Annotated in this window: 21 protein-coding genes and 1 pseudogene; 19 read left to right on the top strand and 3 right to left on the bottom strand. The window is 65.6% G+C overall.

Annotation, left to right across the window (positions count from 1 at the left end):
* Positions 1 to 67: 67 nt before the first annotated feature.
* The 11 genes and pseudogenes from lpdA to ACX12D_RS11805 all read left to right on the top strand — a co-directional run bounded on the left by lpdA (position 68) and on the right by ACX12D_RS11805 (position 11,163).
* Positions 68 to 1,504: a dihydrolipoyl dehydrogenase gene (gene lpdA / locus ACX12D_RS11855; RefSeq protein ID WP_459371282.1), complete on the top strand. Its 1,437-nt coding sequence runs from the start codon at positions 68 to 70 to the stop codon at positions 1,502 to 1,504.
* 150 nt (positions 1,505 to 1,654) lie between these two features.
* On the top strand, positions 1,655 to 2,752 hold the full coding sequence (gene zapE / locus ACX12D_RS11850; protein WP_441640969.1) for a cell division protein ZapE: 1,098 nt from the start codon (positions 1,655 to 1,657) through the stop codon (positions 2,750 to 2,752).
* Between the two features lie 108 nt (positions 2,753 to 2,860).
* A complete protein-coding gene (locus tag ACX12D_RS11845) occupies positions 2,861 to 5,419 on the top strand; it encodes a heavy metal translocating P-type ATPase (RefSeq protein ID WP_459371281.1) in 2,559 nt (852 codons plus the stop codon).
* Positions 5,420 to 5,423: 4 nt separating this feature from the next.
* Positions 5,424 to 5,570, top strand: a complete 147-nt coding sequence (gene ccoS, locus ACX12D_RS11840) for a cbb3-type cytochrome oxidase assembly protein CcoS (RefSeq protein WP_006162067.1) — start codon at positions 5,424 to 5,426, stop codon at positions 5,568 to 5,570.
* A gap of 191 nt (positions 5,571 to 5,761) precedes the next feature.
* On the top strand, positions 5,762 to 7,210 hold the full coding sequence (gene ccoN, locus ACX12D_RS11835) for a cytochrome-c oxidase, cbb3-type subunit I (RefSeq protein ID WP_043347346.1): 1,449 nt from the start codon (positions 5,762 to 5,764) through the stop codon (positions 7,208 to 7,210).
* A 19-nt stretch (positions 7,211 to 7,229) separates the two neighbouring features.
* Positions 7,230 to 7,907 carry a cytochrome-c oxidase, cbb3-type subunit II gene (ccoO, locus tag ACX12D_RS11830; RefSeq protein WP_441641150.1) on the top strand — a complete coding sequence of 226 codons (678 nt, stop codon included), beginning with the start codon at positions 7,230 to 7,232 and terminating at the stop codon, positions 7,905 to 7,907.
* Between the two features lie 3 nt (positions 7,908 to 7,910).
* A pseudogene (locus tag ACX12D_RS11825) lies at positions 7,911 to 8,066 on the top strand (cbb3-type cytochrome oxidase subunit 3); the annotation flags it as partial.
* Positions 8,067 to 8,141: 75 nt separating this feature from the next.
* Entirely contained in the window at positions 8,142 to 9,071 is a 930-nt protein-coding gene (gene ccoP / locus ACX12D_RS11820; protein WP_459371280.1) for a cytochrome-c oxidase, cbb3-type subunit III, read from the top strand.
* A 55-nt stretch (positions 9,072 to 9,126) separates the two neighbouring features.
* Positions 9,127 to 10,626, top strand: coding sequence for a cytochrome c oxidase accessory protein CcoG (gene ccoG, locus ACX12D_RS11815; RefSeq protein WP_459371279.1), 1,500 nt, complete (start codon positions 9,127 to 9,129; stop codon positions 10,624 to 10,626).
* 70 nt (positions 10,627 to 10,696) lie between these two features.
* Complete coding sequence (locus ACX12D_RS11810; RefSeq protein ID WP_043347331.1) at positions 10,697 to 10,915, top strand: membrane protein; 219 nt, start codon at positions 10,697 to 10,699, stop codon at positions 10,913 to 10,915.
* A gap of 2 nt (positions 10,916 to 10,917) precedes the next feature.
* On the top strand, positions 10,918 to 11,163 hold the full coding sequence (locus ACX12D_RS11805) for a hypothetical protein (protein ID WP_253927466.1): 246 nt from the start codon (positions 10,918 to 10,920) through the stop codon (positions 11,161 to 11,163).
* An 86-nt stretch (positions 11,164 to 11,249) separates the two neighbouring features.
* Here the strand turns inward: ACX12D_RS11805 and fnr are convergent, their stop codons facing one another.
* Positions 11,250 to 11,975 (bottom strand): fumarate/nitrate reduction transcriptional regulator Fnr, encoded by a 726-nt coding sequence (gene fnr, locus ACX12D_RS11800; RefSeq protein ID WP_150990999.1) that lies wholly within the window; start codon positions 11,973 to 11,975, stop codon positions 11,250 to 11,252.
* A 298-nt stretch (positions 11,976 to 12,273) separates the two neighbouring features.
* On the opposite strand from fnr, the gene ACX12D_RS11795 reads away from it, so the two are divergent.
* The 8 genes from ACX12D_RS11795 to truB all read left to right on the top strand — a co-directional run bounded on the left by ACX12D_RS11795 (position 12,274) and on the right by truB (position 23,468).
* On the top strand, positions 12,274 to 13,038 hold the full coding sequence (locus ACX12D_RS11795) for a sulfite exporter TauE/SafE family protein (protein ID WP_459371278.1): 765 nt from the start codon (positions 12,274 to 12,276) through the stop codon (positions 13,036 to 13,038).
* 591 nt (positions 13,039 to 13,629) lie between these two features.
* A complete protein-coding gene (gene scpB, locus ACX12D_RS11790; protein ID WP_459371277.1) occupies positions 13,630 to 14,706 on the top strand; it encodes an SMC-Scp complex subunit ScpB in 1,077 nt (358 codons plus the stop codon).
* 5 nt (positions 14,707 to 14,711) lie between these two features.
* Positions 14,712 to 16,685 carry a 23S rRNA pseudouridine(2605) synthase RluB gene (gene rluB / locus ACX12D_RS11785; RefSeq protein ID WP_459371276.1) on the top strand — a complete coding sequence of 658 codons (1,974 nt, stop codon included), beginning with the start codon at positions 14,712 to 14,714 and terminating at the stop codon, positions 16,683 to 16,685.
* A 330-nt stretch (positions 16,686 to 17,015) separates the two neighbouring features.
* Positions 17,016 to 17,504 carry a ribosome maturation factor RimP gene (gene rimP / locus ACX12D_RS11780; RefSeq protein ID WP_043347318.1) on the top strand — a complete coding sequence of 163 codons (489 nt, stop codon included), beginning with the start codon at positions 17,016 to 17,018 and terminating at the stop codon, positions 17,502 to 17,504.
* Positions 17,501 to 18,976 carry a transcription termination factor NusA gene (gene nusA, locus ACX12D_RS11775; protein WP_043347317.1) on the top strand — a complete coding sequence of 492 codons (1,476 nt, stop codon included), beginning with the start codon at positions 17,501 to 17,503 and terminating at the stop codon, positions 18,974 to 18,976. The genes rimP and nusA overlap by 4 nt, the downstream gene beginning before the upstream one ends.
* A 94-nt stretch (positions 18,977 to 19,070) precedes the next feature.
* Positions 19,071 to 21,971: a translation initiation factor IF-2 gene (infB, locus tag ACX12D_RS11770; protein WP_459371275.1), complete on the top strand. Its 2,901-nt coding sequence runs from the start codon at positions 19,071 to 19,073 to the stop codon at positions 21,969 to 21,971.
* Between the two features lie 63 nt (positions 21,972 to 22,034).
* Entirely contained in the window at positions 22,035 to 22,403 is a 369-nt protein-coding gene (gene rbfA / locus ACX12D_RS11765; protein ID WP_006162086.1) for a 30S ribosome-binding factor RbfA, read from the top strand.
* 117 nt (positions 22,404 to 22,520) lie between these two features.
* Positions 22,521 to 23,468, top strand: a complete 948-nt coding sequence (gene truB / locus ACX12D_RS11760; RefSeq protein ID WP_459371274.1) for a tRNA pseudouridine(55) synthase TruB — start codon at positions 22,521 to 22,523, stop codon at positions 23,466 to 23,468.
* Between the two features lie 172 nt (positions 23,469 to 23,640).
* On the opposite strand, the gene ACX12D_RS11755 is transcribed toward truB, so the two are convergent.
* Both ACX12D_RS11755 and ACX12D_RS11750 read right to left on the bottom strand, forming a co-directional pair.
* Positions 23,641 to 25,245, bottom strand: a complete 1,605-nt coding sequence (locus tag ACX12D_RS11755) for a DHA2 family efflux MFS transporter permease subunit (RefSeq protein WP_459371273.1) — start codon at positions 25,243 to 25,245, stop codon at positions 23,641 to 23,643.
* 2 nt (positions 25,246 to 25,247) lie between these two features.
* Positions 25,248 to 26,495, bottom strand: a complete 1,248-nt coding sequence (locus ACX12D_RS11750) for an HlyD family secretion protein (RefSeq protein WP_459371272.1) — start codon at positions 26,493 to 26,495, stop codon at positions 25,248 to 25,250.
* Positions 26,496 to 26,529 lie beyond the last annotated feature (34 nt).

Raw genomic sequence — 26,529 nt, 5'->3', positions numbered from 1 at the left:
CGGACCGAAGAGTTGAAAGCGGCCCGGCGGGCGACGTTGCCCCGCCGTGGCTGCAAAAGGAATCTCCATGAGCAAACAATTCGACGTGCTGGTGATCGGTGCCGGCCCCGGCGGCTACATCGCCGCCATTCGTGCCGGCCAGCTGGGCCTGAATGTGGCCTGCTGCGAAGGCAATGCCTACGACGATCCCAAGGACGAACCGCGCCTGGGCGGCACCTGCCTGAACGTGGGTTGCATCCCCTCCAAGGCACTGCTGGCATCCTCGGAAGAATTCGAGAACGTACAGCATCACCTGGGCGACCACGGCATCACGGTTGGCGATGTCAAGGTCGACGTGGCCAAGATGCTCAAGCGCAAGGACGATATCGTCGGCAAGATGACCAAGGGCATCGAGTTCCTGTTCCGCAAGAACAAGGTCACGCTGCTCAAGGGCTACGGCAAGTTCGTCGGCAAGACCGCCGAGGGCTTCCAGGTCGAGGTCGCCGGCAAGGCAGGTACCGAAGTCGTGACGGCCAAGCAGGTCATCGTCGCTACGGGCTCCAAGGCGCGTCACCTGCCGGGCGTCGCGGTGGACAACGTGCTGGTCAGCGATAACGAAGGCGCGCTCAAGTTCGCCGGCGTGCCGAAGAAGCTGGGTGTGATCGGCGCTGGCGTGATCGGCCTCGAGCTGGGTTCCGTGTGGCGCCGCCTGGGTGCCGAAGTGACCGTGCTGGAAGCGCTGCCCGCGTTCCTGGGCGCCGCCGACGAAGGCGTGGCCAAGGAAGCGCAGAAGCTGCTGACCAAGCAAGGCCTGAAGTTCAGCCTGGGCGTGACGGTCAATGAGGTCAAGACCGGCAAGGACAACGTCACCGTCAGCTACACCGACAAGGACGGCGCTGCCCAGACCCTGGAAGTCGATCGCTTGATCGTGTCGGTTGGCCGCGTGCCCAACACCGACAACCTCGGCCTCGACGCCATCGGCCTGGCGGCCGACCAGCGCGGCTTCATCGAGGTGGACGACCACTGCGCGACCAAGGTGCCGGGCCTGTGGGCCATCGGCGACGTGGTGCGCGGCCCGATGCTGGCCCACAAGGCAGAGGACGAAGGCGTGGCGGTTGCCGAGCGCATCGCCGGCCAGAAGCCGCATATCGACTACAACTGCATTCCGTGGGTGATCTACACCTTCCCGGAAATCGCATGGGTGGGCAAGACCGAGCAGCAGCTCAAGGCCGAAGGCCGCGAGTACAAGTCCGGCCAGTTCCCGTTCATGGCCAACGGCCGTGCGCTGGGCATGGGTCATTCGGATGGCTTCGTCAAGATGCTGGCCGATGCCAAGACCGATGAGATCCTGGGCGTGCACGTGGTTGCCGCGAATGCCTCGGACCTGATCGCCGAAGCCGTGGTGGCGATGGAGTTCAAGGCCGCCAGCGAAGACATCGGCCGCACCTGCCATCCGCATCCGTCGATGTCGGAAGTCATGCGCGAAGCCGCACTGGCTGTCGACAAGCGCCAGCTCAATATGTAAGGCAATAGCCCGAGTATTGTTCAGTACCGGCGCGCCGCTCCAGCGGCGCGCCGTTTTCGCTTTCGGGGCGGCAGGGGCAGTTTGCCCTGTCACGCGCCCCGATCCTCATTCAAGCCGGCGCCCGCCCGGCATCCAGCGCAAGCAGTCAGCATGAACGTCCGTGAGTACTACGAGCAGGAACTGAAGCAACGTGGCTACACCACCGACCCCGCGCAGTTGCGCGCCGTCGAGCGCCTGCAGCAATGCTACGACGAGTGGGTGGCCTACAAGAGCCGGCGCAACAGCACGTTGAAAAAGCTGCTGGTGCACCCGGACGTGCCCAAGGGCGTGTACCTGTGGGGCGGGGTAGGGCGCGGCAAGTCCTTCCTGATGGACAGTTTCTATACCTGCGTGCCGGTGGTGCGCAAGACGCGGCTGCATTTCCACGAATTCATGCGCGAGGTGCATCGCCAGCTCGAAGAGTTGCGCGGGCGCCCGGATCCGCTGGACGAACTGGCCAAGCGCATCGCGCGGCGGTTCCGCCTGATCTGCTTCGATGAGTTCCACGTCAGCGACGTGGCCGATGCGATGATCCTGCACCGCCTGCTGCAGCAGATGTTCGAGAACGGCGTGCAGTTTGTGATGACGTCGAACTACCGGCCGGACCTGCTGTACCCGGACGGCTTGCACCGGGATCGCGTGCTGCCGGCCATCGCGCTGCTGCAGGAGAAGCTCGACGTGCTCAATGTCGATGCCGGCATCGACTACCGCAAGCGCGCGCTGGAGCAGGTAGAGGCGTATCACACGCCGCTGGGACCCGAGGCCAGCTCAGCCCTGCGCCATGCCTTTACCGGCATTGCCGGCGTGGCCGACGAATCCCCCATCCTGCATATCGAGCACCGCGAACTGCGCGCGCTACGCAAGGCGGGCGGGGTGGTCTGGTTCGATTTCAATACGCTGTGCGGCGGCCCGCGCTCGCAGAACGACTATCTGGAGCTGGCCACCGAGTTCCACACGGTGATCCTCTCGGACGTGCCCAGGATGACGCCGCGCATGTCGTCGGAGGCACGCCGTTTCACCTGGCTGATCGACGTGTTCTACGACCACAAGGTCAAGTTGCTGATCTCTGCGGAAGTGCCGGCGGATGAACTCTACACCGAGGGCCAGATGGCCAACGAGTTCAGCCGCACGGTGTCGCGCATTATCGAGATGCAGTCGCGTGAATACCTGGAAGCGCCACGCCGCACGGTCGACACCTCGCTGACCTGACGCCCTGCGCAAGCGGCGCGCAAGGCGCCGTCTGGCCACCCGCTTGATCTGCATCAAAGCGGCTTGCCGCCGGGACTCTTACCATGCAGTTGGTAAAAAAGAGTCCCGATGCCGATTTCCCCAGCCCCAGCCTATCCTGTCCTGCCCGATCCGCCGCTTGCCCGCGCAAGCGGCGCGCCTGCGGCCGCCGGGCGCGCGGGCTGCTTCCACTGCGGACAGCCGCTCGTGGCCGGCGAGTCGCCCTTGCATGCCAGCATCAACGGTGAGGAACAGGCGTTTTGCTGCGGTGGCTGCCAGGCCCTGGCGCAGACACTGCACGCAGCCGGGTTCGGCCATCTCTATGGCGACCAGGCCCGCTTTGCCCGGCCGATCGACGACGCGGCGCGGCGCGAGGCCGAGCCTGTATGGGCCGCCTACGACACCGAGGAGCTACGGGCCCAGTTCGTGCGCCCGCTGGACGAACGTCGGGCCGAGATCACGCTGGCGCCGGAGAACATCCGCTGCGCCGCCTGCGCCTGGCTGATCGAGCAGCACCTGGGCAGCCTGCCCGGCGTGGAATCGGTGATCGCCAACGTGGCCACGCGCCGCGTGGTGGTGCGCTGGCGCGCGGCCGAGCAGCCGGTCTCCGCCTTGCTCGCCGCGCTGGCGGGGATCGGCTACCTGGCCTGGCCGTTCGAGGTTTCGCGCTCGGACCGGCAGGACCGCCACGCGCGCCGTGGGCTGCTGATGCGCATGGCGGTGGCCATGCTCGGCATGATGCAGGTGATGATGTACGCATGGCCCATCTATACCCATGAAGCCACCATCGATCCCGGCCAGTTGCAGCTGATGCGCTGGGCCAGCTTGGTGCTGACCTTGCCCGTGGTGCTGTACTCGGCCTCGCCGATCTTCACCGGGGCGTGGCGCGGGCTGCGGCAGCGCCACCTGGGCATGGATGTGCCGGTGGCGCTGGGCGTGGGCGCGGGCTTTATCGCCAGCACCGTGGCGACGCTGCGCGGCACCGGCGAGGTGTACTTCGATTCCGTCACCATGTTTGTGGCGTTCCTGCTGCTGGCGCGCTACCTGGAACTGCGCGTGCGCCAGGCATCGCGCAGTGGTGCCGAGATGCTGGCGCGGCAGTTGCCCGCCACCTGCGAGCGCCTGCGTGCCGAGGGCGGCGCGGGCGAGCGGGTGCCGGTGGCACGCCTGCGCGCTGGCGACCTGATCCGCGTCAAGGCGGGCGAGGTGGTACCCGCCGATGCCACGGTGATCGCCGGCGCGAGCGAGCTCGATGAATCCATGCTGACTGGCGAGAGCCGGCCGGTGCCGCGCGGCATCGGAGATCCCGTGCTGGCAGGTTGCTTCAATACCGCGAGCCCGCTTGAGCTGCGCGTGGTCAAGGTAGGGGCGGGTACCCGGCTGGCGGAGATCGTCGCCGTGCTGGACCGCGCGCTGGCCGAGAAGCCGCGCCTGGCCACCGTGGCCGACCGCGTGGCGGGCTGGTTCGTCGCCATCCTGCTGGTGCTGGCGGCCGTCACCGGCGCCGTCTGGTGGGCCTGGATCGATCCCGCGCGCGCGTTGCTCGTGACGGTGGCGGTGCTGGTGGTGAGTTGCCCGTGCGCGCTCTCGCTGGCCACGCCGGCGGCGCTGGCCGCGGCCGGAGCCGCGCTGTCGCGCCGCGGCTTGCTGCTCACGCGCGGCCACGCGCTGGAGACCTTGGCCAGCGTCACGGACGTGATGCTCGACAAGACTGGCACGCTCACGCAAGGGCGATTCGCGCTGGTGCGCACGCAGTCCAACGGCGATGCCGATGCCGATGCCGGCACCTGCCTGCGCCTGGCCGCGGCCATGGAACGCTCCGGCGAGCACCCGATCGCGCGCGGCATCGTCGAAGCCGCACAGGCGCAAGGCCTTGCGCACGAGACGCTCGCCATCGACGCCATGCGCAATGTGCCGGGGCAGGGCCTTGAAGCCGATGTGGATGGGCAGCGTTACCGCCTTGGCCGCCGCGAGTTCGTGGAGGCGCTGTGCGAGCACGGCAGCGCCGCCGACTGGCACGCCGAACTTGCCGGCAGCGAGCGCCGCGGCGCCACGCTGGTGTGGCTGGGCAGCGCCGCCGGTGCGCTGGCGGTGTTCGAGCTGGCCGATGTGGCGCGCGAGCAATCCGCGCGCTTGCTCAGCGAGTTGCGCGCGCTCGGCGTGACTTGCCATCTCGTCTCGGGCGATACGCCGGCCACCGTCGGCTGGTGGGCCGATCATTTCCAGATCCCGCGCCGCGAGGGCGGCGTCACGCCTGAAGGCAAGCGCGAGTACGTGGCGCGCCTGCAGCGTGGCGGCGCCGTGGTGCTGGCGGTGGGCGACGGCATCAACGACGCGCCGGTGCTGGCTCAGGCGCAAGTCTCGATCGCCATCGGCAGCGGCGCGCCGCTGGCGCAGGCCGGCGCCGACGCGGTGCTGACCCATGGCCGCGTGGCGGAGATCGCGAACGCGCTCAAGATGGCCCGCCGCACCCGCCGTGTGGTACGCCAGAACCTGGCCTGGGCCTTTGCCTATAACGTGATCGCCATCCCGCTGGCGGCAAGCGGCTATGTCACCGCCTGGATGGCGGGCATCGGCATGTCGGTGTCGTCGCTGCTGGTGGTGGCCAACGCCTGGCGCCTGCTGCGCGCCGGCAAGCCTGGAGGCTGACGCCATGGACATGCTCTACCTGCTGGTGCCGATGAGCCTGGTGCTGGTCGCGGTGATCGCCGGCGCGCTCTGGTGGGCGCTGCATGCCGGGCAATACGACGACCTCGACCGGCCCGGCGAGGCCATTCTGCTCGACAACGACAAGCCCTGAGTGATCGCGGCAATGCAGCCGTGGCCGTGTGCGGCCGCGTTGCCGTGTGTGCGGATGTGAGACGCCATCGCACCTGAGTTCCCATGCTTTTCGGTGGCTTTCCGGTGCGCTTGACACAGATCAAGACGGTCGGCGCCCGCTTTTCCTACAGTCACAACATCAATTCATGTTTATCCAATCTGGGGGTCTGAATGGCTGTCACCGCCGCGTATTCTCGCGCCGACACCTTCAATTACGGCGTTGTGCGGCAGTTTGCCGTCATGACGGTAGTCTGGGGGATTGTCGGTATGGCCGTAGGCGTTCTGCTCGCGGCACAGTTGATCTGGCCGGAGCTTAATTTCAACACGCCATGGCTGTCGTTCGGACGCTTGCGCCCGCTTCACACCAACGCGGTCATCTTCGCCTTCGGCGGCAGCGCGCTGTTCGCTACTTCGTATTACATCGTGCAGCGCACCTGCCAGGCGCGGCTGTTCTGCGGCCCGCTGGCGGCCTTCACGTTCTGGGGCTGGCAACTGGTGATCGTGGCCGCAGTCATCACGCTGCCGCTGGGCATCACCAGCTCGAAGGAGTACGCCGAGCTCGAATGGCCGATCGACATCCTGATCACGCTGGTCTGGGTGGCTTATGCCATCGTGTTCTTCGGCACCATCATGAAGCGCAAGACCCGCCATATCTACGTGGCCAACTGGTTCTTCGGCGCCTACATCCTGACCATCGCCATCCTGCATCTCGTCAACAATGCCGAGATGCCGGTGGGCATGTGGAAGTCCTACTCGGCTTATGCCGGCGTGCAGGACGCCATGGTGCAGTGGTGGTACGGCCATAACGCGGTGGGCTTCTTCCTGACCACCAGCTTCCTGGGCATGATGTATTACTTCATCCCCAAGCAGGCCGGCCGCCCGATCTATTCCTACCGCCTGTCGATCGTTCACTTCTGGGCGCTCAACTTCACCTATATGTGGGCCGGTCCCCACCACTTGCAGTTCACCTCGCTGCCGGACTGGGCGCAATCGCTCGGCATGGTGTTCTCGCTGATCCTGCTGGCGCCTTCGTGGGGCGGCATGATCAACGGCATCATGACCTTGTCGGGTGCCTGGCACAAGCTGCGCACCGATCCCATCCTCAAGTTCCTGGTGGTGGCGCTGTCGTTCTACGGCATGGCGACCTTCGAGGGCTCGATGATGTCGATCAAGACCGTCAACGCGTTGTCGCACTACACGGACTGGACCATTGGCCACGTGCACTCCGGCGCGCTGGGCTGGGTCGCGATGATCTCGATCGGCTCGCTCTACTACCTGATCCCGCGGCTCTTCGGCGAGAAGGAGATGTACAGCGTGCGCCTGATCGAGCTGCATTTCTGGATCGCCACCATCGGCGTGGTGCTGTACATCGCCTCGATGTGGATCGCCGGTGTGATGGAGGGCCTGATGTGGCGCGCCACCCAGCCCGACGGCACGCTGACCTACGCTTTCGTGGAAGCGGTCAAGGCCAAGTACCCGTTCTACCTGATCCGCTTGCTGGGTGGCTTGTGCTTCCTCTCCGGCATGCTGCTGATGGCATACAACGTGGCCAGGACCATCATCGGCAAGCCTGCCGTGGATGCACTGATCCCGACCAGCGTTTCCGCCTCCGCCCATTGATCATTCCAGGATAGAAACGATGTCCGAAAAACGAAGCTTCTTTACGCACGAGACCCTGGAGAAGAATATCGGGTGGCTGATCCTCTGCACCATCCTGGTGGTCAGCATCGCCGGGCTCGTCCAGATCGTGCCGCTGTTCTTCCAGCACTCCACCACCGAGCCCGACGCGGGGATCAAGCCGTACTCCGCGCTGCGCCTGATGGGCCGCGATATCTATATCCGCGAGGGCTGCGTGGGCTGCCATTCGCAGCAGGTGCGCACGTTGCAGGGCGATGTCGAGCGCTATGGCCATTACTCCACGGCGGGCGAGTCGGTCTACGACCATCCCTTCCTGTGGGGCTCCAAGCGTACTGGTCCCGACCTGGCGCGCGTGGGCGGACGCTACTCCGATGACTGGCAGCGCATCCACTTGCGCAATCCGCGCGACGTGGTGCCCGAATCGGTGATGCCGTCCTACCCGTGGCTGGAGAAAACGCCGTTGCAGACCAATGACGTCCGCGACCGCATGCGTGCGCTGCGCCGTCTTGGCGTGCCGTACACCGACGCCGAGATCGAGCAGGCGCCTGCCACGCTGGCCGGCAAGACCGAGGAAGACGCGATGGTCGCTTACCTGCAGGAGCTTGGGATCGCCAAGCGCAATGTGCGGGTCGATACCGCGGCCGCCGCGCAGCCCGCGGCCACGCCGGCCAAGGAGTAAGCCATGGCAATGCTCACCGCGTTTTCCACCGTGGTCTCGATGGCTGCCTTCATCGCCATCTGCTGGTGGGCCTGGTCGTCCGGGCGCAAGGCGGCCAACCAGGAGTCGGCCATGCTGCCGTTCGCCTTGCCCGACGAGCCGCTGGCTGCATGCCAAGACGCCCGCCCCGATGCCGGCCACCGCGTCGCGCGTCATGCCGGCGGCGCAAACAACACCAAGCAGGAACACTGAGTCATGAGCGACTTCTTCACGGATTTCTGGAGCTACTACATTGCCGCCATCGCGCTGGTCGGCATCGTCTGGTGCGTGTGGCTGCTGTTCTCCCAGCGCAAGGTCACCAAGGTTGTGGGCGCCCCTGAGGACACCGGCCACGTGTGGGACGGCGACCTGCGCGAGCTGAACAACCCGTTGCCGCGCTGGTGGATGTGGATGTTCCTGCTGGCATGCATCTTTGGCCTGGGTTACCTGGTGCTGTATCCCGGCCTGGGTTCCTACGCCGGCGTGCTCAAGACCTCCAGCCGGGTTGAGCTGGAGGCGCACCGCCAGGCAGCCGAGCAACTGCAGCGCGAGGTCTATGGCAAGTACATGCAGATGGACGTCAAGCAGGTGGCGGCCGACCCGGCGGCGCGCGAGATCGGGCAACGCCTGTTTCTCAACTACTGCGCGCAATGCCACGGCTCCGATGCGCGCGGCAGCCACGGCTTTCCCAACCTGACCGACAACGACTGGCTGTACGGCGGGGAGCCCGAGACCATCACGCAGACCATTACCAAGGGCCGCAACGGCGTGATGCCGTCGTTCGCCTCGACCATCGACGGCAAGCTCGCTGGCGACGTGGCGCAATACGTGCGTTCGCTGTCCGGCCTGTCTTACGATCCGATCCGCGCCTCGCGCGGCGAGAGCACGTTCAAGTCCACCTGCGCGGCCTGCCATGGCTCCACCGGCAAGGGCAACCAGGCGCTTGGCGCGCCTAACCTGTCGGACCGCGTGTGGCTGTACGGCAGCTCGGAGGCGAACATCGTCGACGCCATCCTGAAGGGCCATAACAACCATATGCCGGCGCACGAGGAAATCCTCACGCCGGAGCGTATCCGCATGTTGACGGCCTATGTCTGGGGCCTGTCCAACACCGGTGGCGGTGCAGGCGAGGGGGGCAAGCAATGAGCCACCACGCTTGTGCTTGTCAGCCGGGCCGGCACCGCGGCGGGGGTGTTCGCTCATGAACGCCCCCGGACCGGAGCCGCTTCAAAGGAACGGGGCCGCGTGGGCACCGCTGCGAGCGCCCACGCCTGGCGCGGCGGACGCGGAAACGTCGGACGAGACCCTGTACGAAGTCCGCCGCAAGATCTATCCGCGCTCGGTGTCGGGTGCGTTCTCGAACTGGCGGGTCTGGATGGTGGTCCTGACCCAGCTGTTCTTCTATGGCATGCCCTGGCTGCAGTGGAATGGCCGCCAGGCCATGTTGTTCGATCTCGGCGCGCGCAAGTTCTATATATTCGGCCTGGTGCTGTGGCCCCAGGACGTGATCTACCTTGCCGTGCTGCTGGTGATCTCCGCGGTGTCGCTGTTTCTCTTCACGGCGATCGCGGGGCGGCTGTTCTGCGGCTACGCGTGTCCGCAGACGGTGTACACCGAGATCTTCATGTGGATCGAGCGGCATGTGGAAGGCGACCGCTTTGCCCGCATCCGCCTGGACGGCGATCCTTGGAGCGCGCGCAAGCTGCGCCTGAAGGCCACCAAGCACACGCTCTGGATCGTGATCGCGCTATGGACGGGCTTTACCTTCGTCGGCTATTTCTCGCCCATTCGCACGCTCGGCGCGCAGGTGCTGAGCCTCTCGCTGGGCCCGTGGCAGACGTTCTGGATGCTGTTTTACTCGTTTGCCACCTGGGGCAACGCCGGCTTCATGCGCGAGCAGGTCTGCAAGTACATGTGCCCGTATGCGCGCTTCCAGAGCGTGATGGTGGATCGCGACACCTATGTGGTCACCTATGACGTGGGCCGCGGCGAACCGCGCGGCAGCCGCTCGCGCAAGGCGGACCACAAGGCCGCCGGGCTGGGCTCGTGCGTGAATTGCAGCATCTGCGTGCAGGTCTGTCCCACTGGCATCGATATCCGGGATGGCCTGCAGTACGACTGCATTGGCTGCGGCGCGTGTATCGACGCCTGCAACCAGGTCATGGACAAGATGGCCTACCCGCGCGGGCTGATCCGCTATACGTCCGAGAACGCCATGCGCAGCGCGCTCTCCGAGACCGTGGCGCGCAAGCGCCTGGTGCGGCCGCGCACGGTGATCTACTCGGTGATCTGGCTGGCGCTGGTCGCCGGCTTCATGGCCTCGCTGGCCATGCGCACGCCGCTCAAGGTCGATATCATCCGCGACCGCGGCGCGCTGGGGCGTGAGGTGGAAGGGCGCTGGATCGAGAACGTGTACCGGCTGCAGCTGATCAACACGACCGAGGCGCCGATGCGCGTCGCCGTCAGCGCGGGCAGCGGCGAGCTCAAGGGCCTGGCCGTGGAATATGATCACGCTGCCGGCAACCTGGAACCCACGTCCAATCGCCTGATTCCCATCCGGGTGCGCGTGCCGATCGAGGCCGCGGCGCAGGGCACGCACAAGATCGAGGTCACGGTCACCGCGGTGCCCGACGAGGGCGCGGGCAGCCATGGCGCAGAGATTCGACAGAGCACCAGCTTTATCGTGCCGCGCAATCTATGAGGCGGCGGGGACGCTGGATGCACCAATCCGTACGCAACATACGCGATCTAGATCTAGAGGAGGAGGCCAGATGACGCAGCAAAGCAATCCCTGGTGGAAGGAGCCATGGCCGTGGCTGCTGATGAGTGGGCCGTTCGTGGCCATGGTGGCCTGCGGGGTCACGATCTGGCTGGCTATGACCCACCCGGATCCACCCATTGAGGAAGGGGTGGCGCGCCACGGCCTGGTGGTCGAGAAGGCGGGCAGCGCGGCACGCCAGGCAGCGCCGGTCGCGGCGCAAGCGAGGTGATCATGAGACTACGCTGGCTGATGTGGGTGCTGTGGCCCGCTTTCCTGGTCGCCGGGCTGACCACCGCGCTGGTATTCTCCATGGTCGATCCCGGTGACCTGCGCTTCTTCGGCCAGCCGGTCGAGGCATCGCGGGAGGCGGTCTACACCGTGGGCTTCCTGATCGCGTGGGTGCTGTGCGCGCTGTCGAGCGGCTTGACGCTGTACACCATGCCCACGCGGCTGGCGGACACGGACGAGCTGGAGTGATTGCGATGCGCGCCTTGCCGGTTCAGGCCAGCAGGCGCGGCATCGCGGCGTGCCGCGGCGGGCGAGGGCGGCCCGCGACGAGCACGTCAGCAGGATTTGTTGACGATCTGCTTGATCCCCACCATGTCGACCAGCTTGACGTGGCGCTGGCGGATCTGGATCAGGCCGGCTTCCGCAAAGCGCGAGAACAGGCGGCTGACGGTTTCGAGCTTGAGCCCCAGGTAGCTGCCGATTTCCTCGCGGCTCATGCGCAGCACGAATTCGGAGGCCGAATAGCCGCGCGCGGACAAGCGCTCGGACAGGTTGATCAGGAAAGCGGCAAGCCGCTCCTCGGCGCGCATCGATCCGAGCGTGATCAACATGACCTGGTCCTGCGAGATCTCCTTGCTCATCAGGCGCATGAACTGATGCTGCAGGGAAGGCAGGACGTTGGACAACGTCTGGAGATCGCCGAAGCGCACCACGCAGACTTCGGTATCTTCCAGCGCGGTGGCATCCGACGCGTGCTGCATCTCGCCGAGGCCGTCAAGGCCGACGACTTCGCCGGGAAGGTGGAAGCCCGTGATCTGCGAGCGGCCGTCTTCCATTGTCAGGTGGGTCTTGAGCGTGCCGAAGCGGATCGCGTAGACGGCGGTGAGAGGATCGCCGAGGCGGTACAGGGTTTCGCCCTTGCGTACGCGCACCCGGTCCTGGACCAGCGTATCCATCTTTTCGAGGTCCTGCTGCGACATGCCGACGGGCAGGCAGAGCTGGCCGAGCGAGCAAGTGGAGCAGCGGGGCGACATCTCGGTAATAGGAATGGTGGTGAGCAATTGGGGCCTGTCGGTTTAGCGCAGTCAATCAAGCGCGATGTGGCGGGCGCATTGAGTTGAGAGCTTGACGTTGAGAGTCGTCGATTGGAAGCGCCATCCACATCGGCCTGGCGCGCGGGTCTTGCGGCAGTGCGCTATCTGTGCAGCGCGGCTTGCCGTGCCCGTCGTCATGTTGTGCGAGCGCGCTGGTGTGCGCGGGCGCAAGGCCTCATGTTGATAGCGCCTCTTGGAGCTGCGGGGGCGCGTTCGACGCATTTTACCGCGCCGGGCGTTGCGATTGTGTGATTGGGAGGAGAAGTTGACCATAGGCGTGCTTATCAGCGTATTTACCCTGGCTTTGCTGGGCGGCGTGCACTGCGCCGCCATGTGCGGCGGGATCGCGCTGGCGGCGGAGCAGGGCGGCGTTGCGCGCGTGCCTGCCACGGTGCTGCGGCGTCCCGGCCATTGGTTGCTGGAACTGCTTGTCATGCATGCCGGGCGGCTTAGCATGTATGCGGTGCTGGGGGCCTTGCTGGGCGCCCTTGGTGCTGGCGTCTGGAAGGCACAGTACCTGCCGCTGCAGCGCTGGCTGTTTGGGATCGGCAGTGTGATGCTGGTGTTGTCGGGCTTGTGGATGTTGCGCGGGCGCACCATGGGTACGGGTTGGCTGGAGCGGCTCGCCGCCCGTGGCGCGGGCGGCTTGCTGCGCGGCCTTGGCGCCGTCGGGGTGCGCTTGCCGGCTGTGGCCCGGGTGCAGGGGCAGGGCCGGTTGCTGCGCCGCTACGGCATGGGGCTAGCCTGGGGGCTGGTCCCGTGCGGCATGGTGTACGGCGCCCTTGCCATGGCATTGCTGGCCGGCAATGCCGCGTCGGGCGCGCTGGTGATGGCCGTGTTTGGCCTGGGCACCCTGCCGAATCTGTTGGTGATCTCGGGCCTGTCCGGCTATCTCAGGCAGCTTTCGCGGCGCCCGGCGTTGCGGGCTGGCGCTGGCCTTGCAGTGGTGGCCTTTGGCTTGGCCGGGGTGGCGCGCGCGCTGCTTTTGCCTGAGACGCTTGCCGCGCATGGATTCTGTCTGGTCTTCTGAAGCGCTGTTTCGTGGTGCATCTGTCACTTCCTCGCTGAGGTAGCTGTGCGAATCGGTTGCAGGTTTGCCAGGGAATGCCATACAATCGCAAGAACAGCGATATCGCGCAGCGTACTTCATCGTGGCATCGTCAGGTAGCATCCGCTGCTCAGGGATGCATGCCAGGAACACCCAGGCAGGCATCAGCGCCAGGGACCGTTCCCCATCCGCCGTCCGGTTCACAAGATTCGGTTCAAAAGACCAGCTACGGCAGGGCGGGGTGAAATAGGCCAGCAGGCCCGATATCCGTATTTTCTTGCACCCGGCGCGTTCGATGATAGACGCCGCGCCGGACAGGTCCGCCACATCAGGGGGAAGGCGCGACGCAAGGGCTCCGTCGACTGGCAGATAAAGCCGGTGGCCGGGCGATCTCCTGCCGGTCAGGTCCGGCACCCGATGCAATAAAAGAAGGCGCACGGCTGGCATGCATCAAGCATGCGGTTGGCTGCGCGGCCAGATGGCGGTGGCAATCCCTACCGCTGAACCCGCAATCTCCAGTGCGCCCGGGATCAACCGGGGCGCAGGTGCAAAGACAGGCTGCACGCAATCAACATGAATACCCAAGAGGCGAAGATCGTCCTCGAGACCGCGCTGATCTGCGCGCAGGAACCCTTGCGCGTCAATGACTTGCGCCGGCTGTTTGCCGACGACGTCGGTGCCGACACCATTCGCGTGCTGCTCGAAGAGCTGCGCCGCGACTGGGAGCAGCGCGGCGTGGAACTCGTGGCACTGGCCAGTGGCTGGCGTTTCCAGAGCCGCCCTGTCATGCGTGAATACCTGGATAGGCTGAATCCCGAAAAGCCGCCCAAGTACTCCCGCGCCGTGATGGAGACGCTGGCGATCATCGCCTACCGGCAACCGGTCACGCGGGGCGATATCGAGGAAATCCGCGGTGTCGCGGTCAGCACCGAAGTCGTGAAGAAGCTCGAGGATCGCAGCTGGATCGAGGTGATCGGCCACCGTGACGTGCCCGGACGGCCTGCGCTTTATGCCACCACCAAGAACTTCCTTGATGACCTTGGCCTGCGCACGCTCGATGAATTGCCGCCGCTGGAAGACATCCAGGCCCAGGCGCAGGTCGCGCTGCTGAATCAGGAGCCGATTGACTTCGAGGCGCTGGGCACGGTGCCGGCGGATAGCGACGAAGAGGCATTCGCGGAACCTGGCGATGATCAGGCCGGCGCTGCCGCTCTGGTTGCGGCGGATGCCGGAGAGGGTGAACCGACCCTTTCCAGCGTGGTTGCCCCCGACGGTCTTGCGGCCGGCGCCACGGATGGCATCGCCGATTTGGTGGATGCGTTTGAAAGGAAGGAGGCTTTGGCGCAAGCGGAAGCCGGGTTCACACCCGCGCCCGGGGCCGAGTCGGAAGTGCCGGCGACGCCCGGGCCAGGCAGTGAGCTGGCGAGCGAGCCGATGTCCGCCGACCCCGCCGGCGCGCAGTCCGGCGACACAGCCGAGGAGCAAGCCGTCGAAGACGGTGAAACAAATGAGCAAACGGACACGCCCGCCAACGGTTACCACGTACAAGTGGCCTCCGGCGCGCAGGCGTCCGAAGTCCCGGGGGCGTCCACGACGAATCCGGCGCACCCCAGCGAGCACGACGAGCACGACCAGCGCGTGTCCAACTGAACACCATGCAACATCCGAATGTGAATACCTTGTCCGATTCTGATCAAGACGTCCGCCAGGCGGATACGCCGGCCGGCGATGCCGGCAATGGCGCCGAAGGCGGCGCCGGCACCGATGGCGCGCCGCGCCGCAAGGGCCTGCGCCGTGGCTTGCGCAATCTGGTGGCCACGCGCCGCCAGGCCGCGCAGGACCGCGATGGCGGCCGTGCCGCGGACGGCGGGGCGGCAATCCCTGCTGGCAGCCCCGATGTGGGCGCCGCGCAAGACGCGCGTGGCGACGGCGCAAGGAAGGGACGTACGCGTGGCAAGCGCAAGCCCGCGGAAGGCGAGGCGGTGCAGGCCGGCGAGCAGCAGGGCGAGCGCCCGGCGCCGCGAGGCCGCCGCAACTTCAGTAACGACAATGCCGAAGGCGCAAGCGAAGCTGGCGGAGAAGCCGCGGGCGAGCGCCAGCGCGATGGCACCCGCGCTAACCCGAACGGGAATGGCGCCCGCAAGCGCAAGCCGCAGCAAGGCCAGCAGCCGCAAGGCGCCGCCCGCCGCGGCGGCGCTGAAGGGCAGCAGGGCGGCCCGCGCCAGCAAGGCAAGGGCAGCAAGGGCAAAGGCGGCACGCAGCGCCCAGCCGCGGGTGTGTCTGAGAAGGCGCCCGCCGCCGCCGCGAGCGGTGAGGACCTGTTCCGCTTTGTCATTTCCGGTCAGTACGACCAGGAAGAGTCGAGCGGTCCGCAGGCCCGGGTCAAGCCGGTGCGTGAGCTGTCTGCAGACGACGATGCGCCCAAGCTGCACAAAGTGCTCGCCGAGGGTGGGCTGGGCTCGCGCCGGGAAATGGAAGAGCTGATCCTGCAGGGCCGGGTTTCGGTCAATGGCCTGCCTGCCCACATCGGCCAGCGCATCCTGCCGGCCGACCAGGTCCGGGTCAACGGCAAGCTGATCCACCGCCGTGTGTCGTCCAAGCCGCCGCGCGTGCTGCTGTATCACAAGCCGTCCGGCGAAATCGTCAGCCAGTCGGATCCGGAAGGCCGTCCGACCGTGTTCGACAGCCTGCCGCGTATCAAGGCGGGGAAGTGGGTGGCCGTGGGCCGCCTCGACTTCAACACCGAGGGCTTGCTGATCTTCACCTCCTCGGGCGATATCGCCAACAAGTTCATGCATCCGCGCTACGGCGTGGAGCGCGAATATGCGGTGCGCACACTGGGTGAGCTGGCCGAGGCCGATCGCCAGCGCCTGCTGCATGGCATCAAGCTCGACGACGGCGAGGCTAATTTTCTGCGCATCGCGGACGGTGGCGGCGAAGGCATCAACCACTGGTACCACGTGGCGCTGACTGAAGGCCGCAACCGCGAAGTGCGCCGCATGTTCGAGGCCGTCGGCCTGACCGTGTCGCGCCTGATCCGTACCCGTTACGGCCAGTTTCTGCTGCCGCGCGGCCTGAAGCGCGGCCGCTGGCAAGAACTCGCGGCGGACGACGTGCGCGCGCTGATGGCATCCATCGGCCTGAAGGCACCGTCCAAGGGGGATAGCGGTCCCCGCGGCGGCAGCAAGGTGGGTGGCCGCCAGCAGCGCACCGAGGCAGCCATTGCCGGCATGCCGATGCCGACCGGCATGGACGGCCTGCCGCGCGTCAACCGCGGCAACGGCCCGCGCGGCAGCGGCGCTGGCCGCGGTCAGCCGGATCCGATGCAAACGTCGATGGGCTACATCGGTGGCCCGACCCTGCTGACGTCCCATACCACCAAGCTGGGCGGTGGCGCGGCGGGTTCCCCCCGCGGCCCGGGCGGCCCGGGCCGTGGCGGCCGCAGTGGTGGCCGTGGCGCCGGCATGGGCGGCATGGGTGGCATGGGCGGTATGGGTGGCATGGGCGGCGGTCAGAATCGTTCCCAGCGCCGCGGTGGCGGCGAAGCCAATGGGAATGTGATGCCGCAGGCCGGCAAGCCCAACGGCAACCGCCGTCCTCGTGGCGGTGGCCGCGACGGCAATCGTTGAGCGATGCGAGGCAGGGCGCCTTGGGCGGGCCTGGCGGGGGAAAGAGCGGCACAGGCCGCATCCCTGCCGCGCCAAAGCCGGGTGCCTTTGCCTTTTGCACCGCGACAGCGTATAATCAAAGTCTATTCAAAAGTCATCCTGCAAAAGGGTGGGCGAATGATGGGCATTGCGCCCATTTTTTTTTGCTTCGCCCGTTTCGTGTGCTTGCCGTGTTTCGCGGCGCGCCGGTCGGGATGACTGGCAGGCAAGCTGGCTGAAGCCGTCAATCAAGACGGCCGTGCCGATGGGCTGGGTCTGCCACGGTATTGATGGCCATTATTCGGGAATACAGTGCATCTGGCAGATTTGATCGAAACCACCCTGAACGGCATGGGGTACGAGCTGGTTGAGCTCGAGCGCGCTCCAGGCGGACTCATGCGCGTCTATATCGATCAGCCTGAAACCGGCATCGTCATTGAGGATTGCGAGAAGGTAAGCCGTCAGCTTACCCATGTGCTCACCGTCGAGAACATCGACTACGAGCGCCTCGAGGTGTCCTCGCCGGGGCTGGACCGGCCGCTCAAGAAACTGGCTGACTTCGTCCGCTTCGCGGGCCAGGAAGCCAGGGTTACCTTGCGCCTTCCGGTCAACGGGCAGAAGAACTTCGTCGGCATCCTGCAGACGCCTACCGGTGAGCCGGGGGCGGAGCAGATTGGCCTCGAGTTCGAAGGCCAGAACGGCACGGCGCTGCTGGAATTCACCATATCCGATGTTGATCGCGCACGCCTGGTGCCGGTGATCGACTTCAAAGGAAATCAGAAAAAAGGGAACAAGCAATGAGCCGCGAAGTTCTGTTGCTCGTCGATGCGCTTGCGCGTGAGAAGAACGTCGACAAGGATGTGGTATTCGGTGCGCTGGAAGCGGCACTCGCTTCGGCAACCAAGAAGCGTTTCGAGGAAGACGTGGATATTCGCGTCGCCATCGATCGTGAGTCCGGTGAGCACGAGACGTTCCGCCGCTGGCTTGTAGTCCCCGATGAACAGGGCCTGCAGGAGCCGGACAAGCAAATCCTCATGTTCGAGGCACGCGAGCAGGATCCGGACATCCAGCTGGATGAGTTTGTCGAAGAGCAGATCGAGTCGGTCGAGTTCGGCCGTATCGGTGCGCAGGCCGCCAAGCAGGTGATCCTGCAGAAGATCCGTGACGCCGAGCGCGAGCAGATCCTCAACGATTACCTTGATCGTGGCGAGAAGGTCATGACCGGCACGGTCAAGCGTGCCGACAAGAAGGGCCTGATCGTCGAGTCCGGCCGCGTGGAAGCGCTGCTGGCCCGCGACCAGATCATCCCCAAGGAAAACCTGCGCACCGGCGACCGTGTCCGCGCATATATCCTGAATGTGGATCGCACCGCACGCGGTCCGCAGATCGAGCTCTCGCGCACCGCGCCCGAGTTCCTGATCAAGCTGTTCGAGAACGAAGTGCCGGAGATGGAGCAGGGCCTGCTGGAAATCAAGGCAGCTGCCCGCGACCCCGGCGTGCGCGCCAAGATTGCCGTGGTGGCGCATGACAAGCGTATCGATCCGATCGGTACCTGCGTCGGCGTGCGCGGCACGCGGGTGACCGCGGTCCGTAACGAGATTGGCGGCGAAGCGGTTGACATCGTGCTGTGGTCGGAAGACCCGGCGCAGTTCGTGATTGGCGCCCTGGCGCCGGCACAGGTACAGTCGATCGTTGTAGACGAAGAAAAGCACAGCATGGACGTGGTGGTCGACGAGGAAAACCTCGCCGTCGCCATCGGCCGCAGTGGTCAAAACGTACGCCTGGCGTCCGAGCTGACCGGCTGGCAGATCAACATCATGACGCAGGAAGAATCGGCACAGAAGCAAGCCGAGGAAAGCGACGTGGTGCGCAAGTTGTTCATGGCCAAGCTGGACGTGGACGAAGAAGTGGCTGACATCTTGATCGACGAAGGTTTCTCCACGCTGGAAGAAGTGGCCTATGTGCCCATCAGCGAGATGTTGGAAATCGACGCCTTCGATGAAGATACCGTCAACGAGCTGCGCAACCGCGCCCGCGATGCGCTCTTGACGATGGAACTGGCCCGGGAAGAAAAGGTGGAAGAGGTGTCGCAGGATCTGCGCTCGCTCGACGGCCTGACCCCGGAACTGATCGGCAAGCTGGCCGAAGGCAATATTCACACGCGTGACGAACTGGCCGAATTGGCCGTCGACGAACTCGTCGACATGGTTGGTCTTGGCGAGGATGATGCCCGCGCGCTGATCATGAAAGCACGGGAACATTGGTTTAACTGAGGGACACGCTCACGTAGTGCTTTTCCAGGCTGCTTGAGCGCGCATTCCACACACAATTGTCCCGACGTATAAACCGAGCATTGAAAGGGTTTGAATGGCAAGCACAACAGTTGCCCAACTGGCCGCAGAACTGAGCCGCAGCGCAGCTGCCCTGCTGGAACAATTGCAGGCAGCTGGGGTGGGCAAGGTGACGCCTGACGACATCATCACCGAATCCGACAAGACCAAGTTGCTGGATTACCTCAAGCGTTCCCACGGGGCGGCCGATGACAGCGCGCGCAAGAAGATCACGTTGACCAAGCGTGAGACCTCCGAGATCCGCCAGGCTGATTCCACCGGCAAGACTCGCACGGTGCAGGTCGAGGTGCGCAAGAAGCGCGTCCTGATCAAGCGCGACGAGGCTTCCACCGATGGCGCCGATGGCCACGAAGTGGTCGAGATGCCGGTCGATGCGGCCGAGCAGGCACGCCAGGACGAGGAAGATCGTCAGCAGGCCGAGTTGCTGGCACGCCAGGAAGCCGAGTCGAAGGCACGCCAGGAAGCGGCCGAACGCGAGGAGGCCGAGCGTCGCGCCAAGCAGGAAGCGCTGGAGGCTGAAGAGCGCCGCCAGGCTGAGCTCGCCGCCCGCAAGGCGGAAGAGGAAGCTGTCGCCCTGCGCGCCGCCGCTACGGCCAAAGCGCCGGAAGACGACGATTCGCGCAAGAAGGCCGAAGACGAAAAGGCTCGCCTGGCCGCCGAACGCGCTGCCGCGCAGAAGGCCGCCGACGACGCCAAGCAGGCTGCCGACAAGGCGCGTGCCGAACAGGACGCAGCGCGCAAGCGCCGCGAGGCCGCCGAAGCCGAAGCCCGTGCCATTCAGCAGATGCTGAATGCGCCGGCGCGCGTGCTCAAGGCGCCGTCGGAACGCAAGGCTGAAGAAAAGAAGGCCGAGCAGACCGGCACGCTGCACAAGCCGGTCAAGCCGCCTGGCACCGAAGTCAAGAAAGACGAGAAGAAGCCCGCAACGACCACGGCCACCGCTACCACCACCGTCGACAAGAAGACCGGCAAGGTAGTGAAGGCAGGGACTTCCTCGACCTGGCAGGACGAAGGCTCGAAGAAGAAGGGCAGCGGCCTGAAAACCCGCGGCGATTCGTCGGGTGGCGTTGGCGGCTGGCGCGGCGGTCCGCGCGGTCGTGGCAACCGCCACCAGCAAGACGATCGCGGCACGAATTTCCAGGCGCCGACGGAACCGGTGGTGCGCGAAGTGCACATCCCCGAGACCATTTCGGTGGCCGACCTGGCGCACAAGATGGCCGTCAAGGCTTCCGAGGTCATCAAGCAGATGATGAAGCTCGGCCAGATGGTGACCATCAACCAGGTGCTGGACCAGGAAACCGCCATGATCGTGGTGGAAGAAATGGGCCACAAGGCGTTTGCCGCCAAGCTGGACGATCCGGAAGCGCTGCTGGTCGTGGGTGGTGAAGACCACACCGACGCCGAGCAGCTGCCGCGTCCGCCGGTGGTGACCGTGATGGGTCACGTCGACCACGGCAAGACCTCGCTGCTGGACTACATCCGTCGTGCCAAGGTCGCGGCAGGCGAGGCCGGGGGTATTACGCAGCACATCGGTGCCTACCATGTGGAAACCGAGCGCGGCGTGATCACCTTCCTGGACACCCCGGGTCACGAGGCCTTCACGGCCATGCGTGCTCGCGGTGCCAAGGCAACCGACATCGTGATCCTGGTGGTCGCGGCCGACGACGGCGTAATGCCGCAGACGAAGGAAGCCATTGCCCACGCCAAGGCGGCGGGCGTGCCCATCGTGGTCGCGATCAACAAGATCGACAAGCCCGAAGCCAACCCGGACCGTGTCAAGCAGGAACTGGTGGCCGAGCAGGTGCTGCCGGAAGAGTACGGCGGTGATTCGCCGTTCGTTCCGGTTTCCGCCAAGACCGGCGCCGGCATCGACGACCTGCTCGAGCAAGTGCTGCTGCAGGCCGAAGTGCTGGAACTGAAGGCACCGGTGGACGCCCCGGCCAAGGGCCTGGTGGTGGAAGCCCAGCTGGACAAGGGCAAGGGCCCGATCGCGACCATCCTGGTCACCAGCGGCACGCTCAAGCGTGGCGATGTGGTGCTGGCTGGCAGCGCTTATGGCCGCGTTCGCGCCATGCTGGACGAAACCGGCAAGCCGACCAAGGAAGCCGGTCCCTCGATTCCGGTCGAGATCCAGGGCCTGTCCGAAGTGCCGGCGGCTGGTGAAGAAGTGCTGGTGCTGCCGGACGAGCGCAAGGCGCGCGAAATCGCGCTGTTCCGTCAAGGCAAGTACCGCGACGTCAAGCTGGCCAAGCAGCAGGCGGCCAAGCTGGAAACGATGCTGGAACAGATGAGCGAAGGCGAAGTGCAGACGCTGCCGTTGATCGTCAAGGCCGACGTTCAGGGTTCGCAGGAAGCGCTGGTGCAATCGCTGCAGAAGCTCTCCACCGAAGAAGTGCGCGTACAGATCGTGCACGGCGGCGTGGGCGGCATCTCGGAGTCGGACGTCAACCTGGCTACGGCCTCGAAGGCGGTCATCATCGGCTTCAACGTGCGTGCCGATGCTGGCGCGCGCAAGCTGGCCGAGAACAACGGCATCGATATTCGCTACTACAACATCATTTACGATGCGGTAGACGAGATCAAGGCGGCAATGTCGGGCATGCTGGCACCGGAAAAGCGCGAAGTCACGCTGGGTACGGTCGAAGTGCGCCAGGTCTTCCGCGTGCCGAAGATTGGCGCGGTGGCTGGTTGTATGGTCACCGACGGGCTGGTCAAGCGTACCGCCTTGGTACGGGTGCTGCGCAACAACGTGGTCATCCATACCGGCGAGCTGGATTCGCTCAAGCGCTTCAAGGATGACGTCAAGGAAGTCAAGCAAGGCTTCGAGTGCGGTTTGTCGATCAAGAACTTCAACGACGTTCAGGAAGGCGACCAGCTCGAAGTGTATGAAATCACCGAGGTGGCGCGCACGCTGTAAGGCGTGTTGCGGGCGGCGGGCCAACTGGCCCGCCGCTGCCCTTCTCGACAGCAAGCGTATTGAATGGCCAAGAAAGGCAATATCTCCTCTCGTAATCTCCGGATTTCCGACCAGATCCAGCGCGACCTGGCCGAGATGATCCAGCGTGAGCTGCGCGATCCCCGCCTGGGGCTCGTCACATTGCAGTCGGTCACGCTGACCCCCGACTACGCGCACGCCAAGGTGTACTTCACCGTCCTGGCGGCTGATGCCGCGGAAGTGGAGGGCATCCTCAACGAAAAGTCCGGTTACCTGCATTCGCTGCTCTACAAGCGGCTGCATATCCATACCGTGCCAACGCTGCGCTTCTTCCACGATACCTCGGTGGAACAAGCGATCGAGATGTCCAAGCTGATCAAAGAAGCCAACTCCACACGCGCAAAAGAAGACTGAAAGACGGCCCGTAACCACGGGCCGTTTTCTTGTTCGCGCTGATTGCTTCGCGTCTCCCTTGTCCCTGTCTGTCGCGCCCGGCCCCAAAGCCTTGCCGGCGTCACATAGCTTCCCGTCATGACCCATCCCAAAACCAATCGCCCGCCCCGGCAACCGCGCCGCGAGGTGCATGGCGTGCTGCTGCTCGACAAGCCGCTCGGCCTTTCGTCCAACGACGCGCTGGTGCGTGCCAAGCGCATGCTGCGCGCGCTAAAGGCAGGACATACCGGGACGCTCGATCCGCTGGCCACCGGCTTGCTGCCGCTGTGCTTTGGCGAGGCGACCAAGTTCTCGCAGGACCTGCTAGAGGCCGACAAGACGTACGAAGCCACCGTGCGCCTGGGCCTCAAGACCGCGACCGGCGACGCCGAGGGCGAGGTGATCGCCGAGCGTCCGGTAACCTGCGATATCGAGGCGCTTCGCACTGCAATGCAGCGCTTCGCGGGCGAAATCGAGCAGGTGCCGCCGATGCATTCCGCACTGAAGAAGGACGGACGTCCGCTGTACGAATACGCGCGTGCTGGCCAGACCGTGGAGCGCGCCGCGCGCCGCGTTACCATCCACGAGATCACGCTGCTCGATTGCGGGCTGCCGCAGGCGCCTACCTTCAGCATGCGCGTGACCTGCAGCAAGGGCACCTATATCCGCACCCTGGCCGAGGACATCGGCGAGGCGCTTGGGTGTGGCGCGCACCTGACCGGCTTGCGCCGTACGGCGGTAGGCGACCTGAGCCTGGACGGCGCGGTCACGCTGGAGCAGATCGAGCAGCGCGCCGACGAGGAGCGCCCCGGCATGCTTGCGCCGGTCGATGCGCTGTTGCAGCGCTGCGTAGCGGTGACGCTCGACGAGGCCGCGATGGCGCGCTTCCTGCAGGGCCAGCGCATCGCGCAACGTGATTTGCCGGCGGGCGTGGCGCTGGCGGAAGACGAACTCGCCAGTGTCTATGGCGGCGAGCCGCGCCGCTTGCTTGGCGTGGCGCGCATGCGTGAAGGCGCCTTGCGGCCCGAGCGGCTGGTCAAGCTCTAACGCGGCTAATGCGGCTAATGCGGCTAATGCGGCCAATGCGGCTGCATCCGACAAGAAAGCCGGGCTACGTGGTGCTATTGATATTGACGATGAGCCGGAAAGCACGAGGCCGATGCCTGTGACGGCATCGGCCTCGCTGTGCAGCGCGTGGACTTAGTGCAGCTAATGCAAGCTAGTGTGCCCCGGCCGCGGAGGCGTCCAGATCGCCCCCCTTCTTCGGCTTGGTCAGCCAGACAAAGACAATCAGCACGAAGAACAGCACGCCCGAGATCCAGAAGATATCGTTCGCGCCCAGCATGGCCGCCTGCTGCGAAATGCTGCGCTCGATCTGGCCGTTGGCCTGGGCCTGGCTCATGCCCAGTTGCATCAGGTGGTTGAGCTGGTCGAGATAGGTCGCATTGTACGGGTTGACCTGTTCAACCAGTTGCGCGTGATGCAGCGCCGTGCGGTTTTCCCAGATGGTGGTCGAGATCGACGCACCGATCGCACCGAACGTGATCCGCACGAAGTTGGACACCCCGGAGGCCGACGGGATCTTCTCCGGTGGCTGGCCCGACAGGATGATCGAGGTCAGCGGGATGAAGAACATCGCCATCGCCGCGCCCTGGATCAGCGTCGGGATCATCAGCGTGCGGGTATCGACCTGCAAGGTGAATCCCGAGCGCATCAGGCTGACCACGCCAAAGGTGACGAAGGCGAGGGTCGCGACCCAGCGCGCATCCATCCTGGGCAGGTTCTTGCCGATCAGCGGCGACAGCAGGATGGCGAAGATCCCGACCGGCGCCATCACGATGCCGGCATCCGTCGCGGTATAGCCGACGATGGTCTGCAGCCACAGCGGCAGGATCACCAGGTTGCCGAAGAACAGGCCGTAGGCCACCGAGATGGCCACCACCCCCGCGCTGAAGTTACGTCCCTTGAACAAGGTGATATCGACGATCGGATGCTTCTCGTAGCTCTCCCAGATCAGGAAGAACAGGAAGCCCACAATGGCCACTACCGTCAACACGACGATCGAAGTCGAGTGGAACCAGTCGAGCTCCTTGCCCTTGTCGAGCATGAGCTGCATCGAGCCTACCCAGATCACCAGCAGCGCCAGCCCGATCCGGTCGATCGGCAGGATCTTGATCGGCGTCTCGCGGTCGCGGTAGATCGACCAGGTCGCATAGGCGGCGCCCAGGCCCACCGGGATGTTGATGTAGAAGATCCACGGCCAGGTCATGTTGTCCGAGATCCAGCCGCCCAGCAGCGGCCCCATGATCGGCGCCACCAGCGTGGTCATGCCCCATAGGGCGAGCGCCATGGTGCTCTTCTGCGGCGGGTAGCTCGACAGCAGCAGCGATTGCGACAGCGGAATCATCGGCCCCGCCACGGCGCCTTGCAGCACGCGCGCGGCCAGCAGCACTTCGAGGTTGGGCGCGACACCGCACAGCCACGACGAGATCACGAACAGCAGGATCGAAGTGATGAACAGCCGCACCGCCCCGAAGCGCGTGGTCATCCATCCGGTCAACGGCACCGAGATGGCATTGGCCACGGCGAACGAGGTGATGACCCAAGTGCCCTGGTTGGGCGCCACGCCAAGGTCGCCCGAGATGGCCGGGATCGATACGTTGGCGATCGAGGAGTCGAGCACGTTCATGAACGTGGCCAGCGACAGCGCGATCGTGCCGACGATCAGCTTTGCGCCCGACAACGGCACTGGCGCGGCGGGGCGCGCCGCTGGCGCTGTTGAGCCAGGCGAGGCGCCGTCGCGCGCGGGGAGGGAGGTAGCCATGTTCAGGTGTTGGCGGGCTTGGCGCCGGCCGACGACACTGGTGCTGCCATGGGCTCGGCCGCCTGGCGGCCGCCGTTGTTCAGCGAGATGATGCGGGCGATCAGCGCGTCGGCGTCCTGCGCGACCTTCTCATAGACGTCGGTCTGCATCGGGCGCGCAACCGTGGCGTTGGTCATGGCCGCGCCTTCTTCCTTGCGCACATCCACCGTCACGTTCATCGACAGGCCAACCCGCAGCGGGTGGTCCTTGAGTTGCTGCGGGTCCAGCGCGATGCGCACCGGCAGGCGTTGCACCACCTTGATCCAGTTGCCGGTGGCGTTCTGCGCCGGCAGCAGCGAGAAGGCCGAGCCGGTGCCGGCCGAGAAGCCTTCCACCTTGCCGTTGTAGGTCACCTTGGAGCCGTACAGGTCGGCCTCCAGCGTGACCGGCTGGCCCACGCGCATATGCGTGATCTGCACTTCCTTGAAGTTGGCGTCGATCCACACCTGGTCGAGCGGCACCACGGCCATCAGTGGCGCCCCCGGGGCCACGCGCTGGCCGACCTGCACCGAGCGCTTGGCCACGTAGCCGGTCACCGGCGCGGGCAGCGTCGAGCGTGCGAACGCGAGATAGGCGGCACGCAGGTTGGCGGCGGCGCGCTGCACATTGGGGTGCTTCTCCACCGTGGTCTGGTCGGTCAGCACCTTGTTGGATGCCAGTTGCTCGCGCGTGGCCAGCAGTGCCGATTGCGCGGCCGTGAGGGCGGTCTGCGCGTGGGAGATTTCTTCGCCCGAAACCGCGCCGGAGCCGGCGATGGCCTCGCGGCGCTTGAGATCTTCACGCGCCTTGGCCACATCGGCTTCGCGCATGGTCACGTTGGCCGCCAGCGAGCCGTTATTGACGTAGAGCGTGCGCACTTCACGCACGGCTTGCGCCAGTTGCGCCTCGGCCTGCTCCATGGCGACCTGCGAGTCGGCGCGGTCGAGCTGGATCAGGGGCTGGCCCGCGGTGACCAGCTGCGTGTCGTCGGCCGCGATCGAAATCACGGTGCCGCCGACCAGCGGGGTGACCTGCACCACGTTGCCCGCGACATACGCGTCGTCGGTGCTCTCGAAGTGGCGCGCGTACACGCCCCAGTAGATGCCGTAGGCCACGCCGGCCACCACTACCGCGGCGGTCAGCGAGAGCAGCAGGCGCTTGCGCTTGCCGTTGTTGTTGACGGGCGCCGCCGGGGAGGCGGGAGTCTGGGCCGCTTGCTTGTTATCGCTCATGATCGTCTTTTAAGAATGCTGTCGGTACTGCTCG

The sequence above is a fragment of the Cupriavidus sp. PET2-C1 genome (assembly GCF_054515855.1).
The sequence above is the reverse complement of the archived record's forward strand: the minus strand, read 5'-3'. Positions and strand labels throughout refer to the sequence as shown.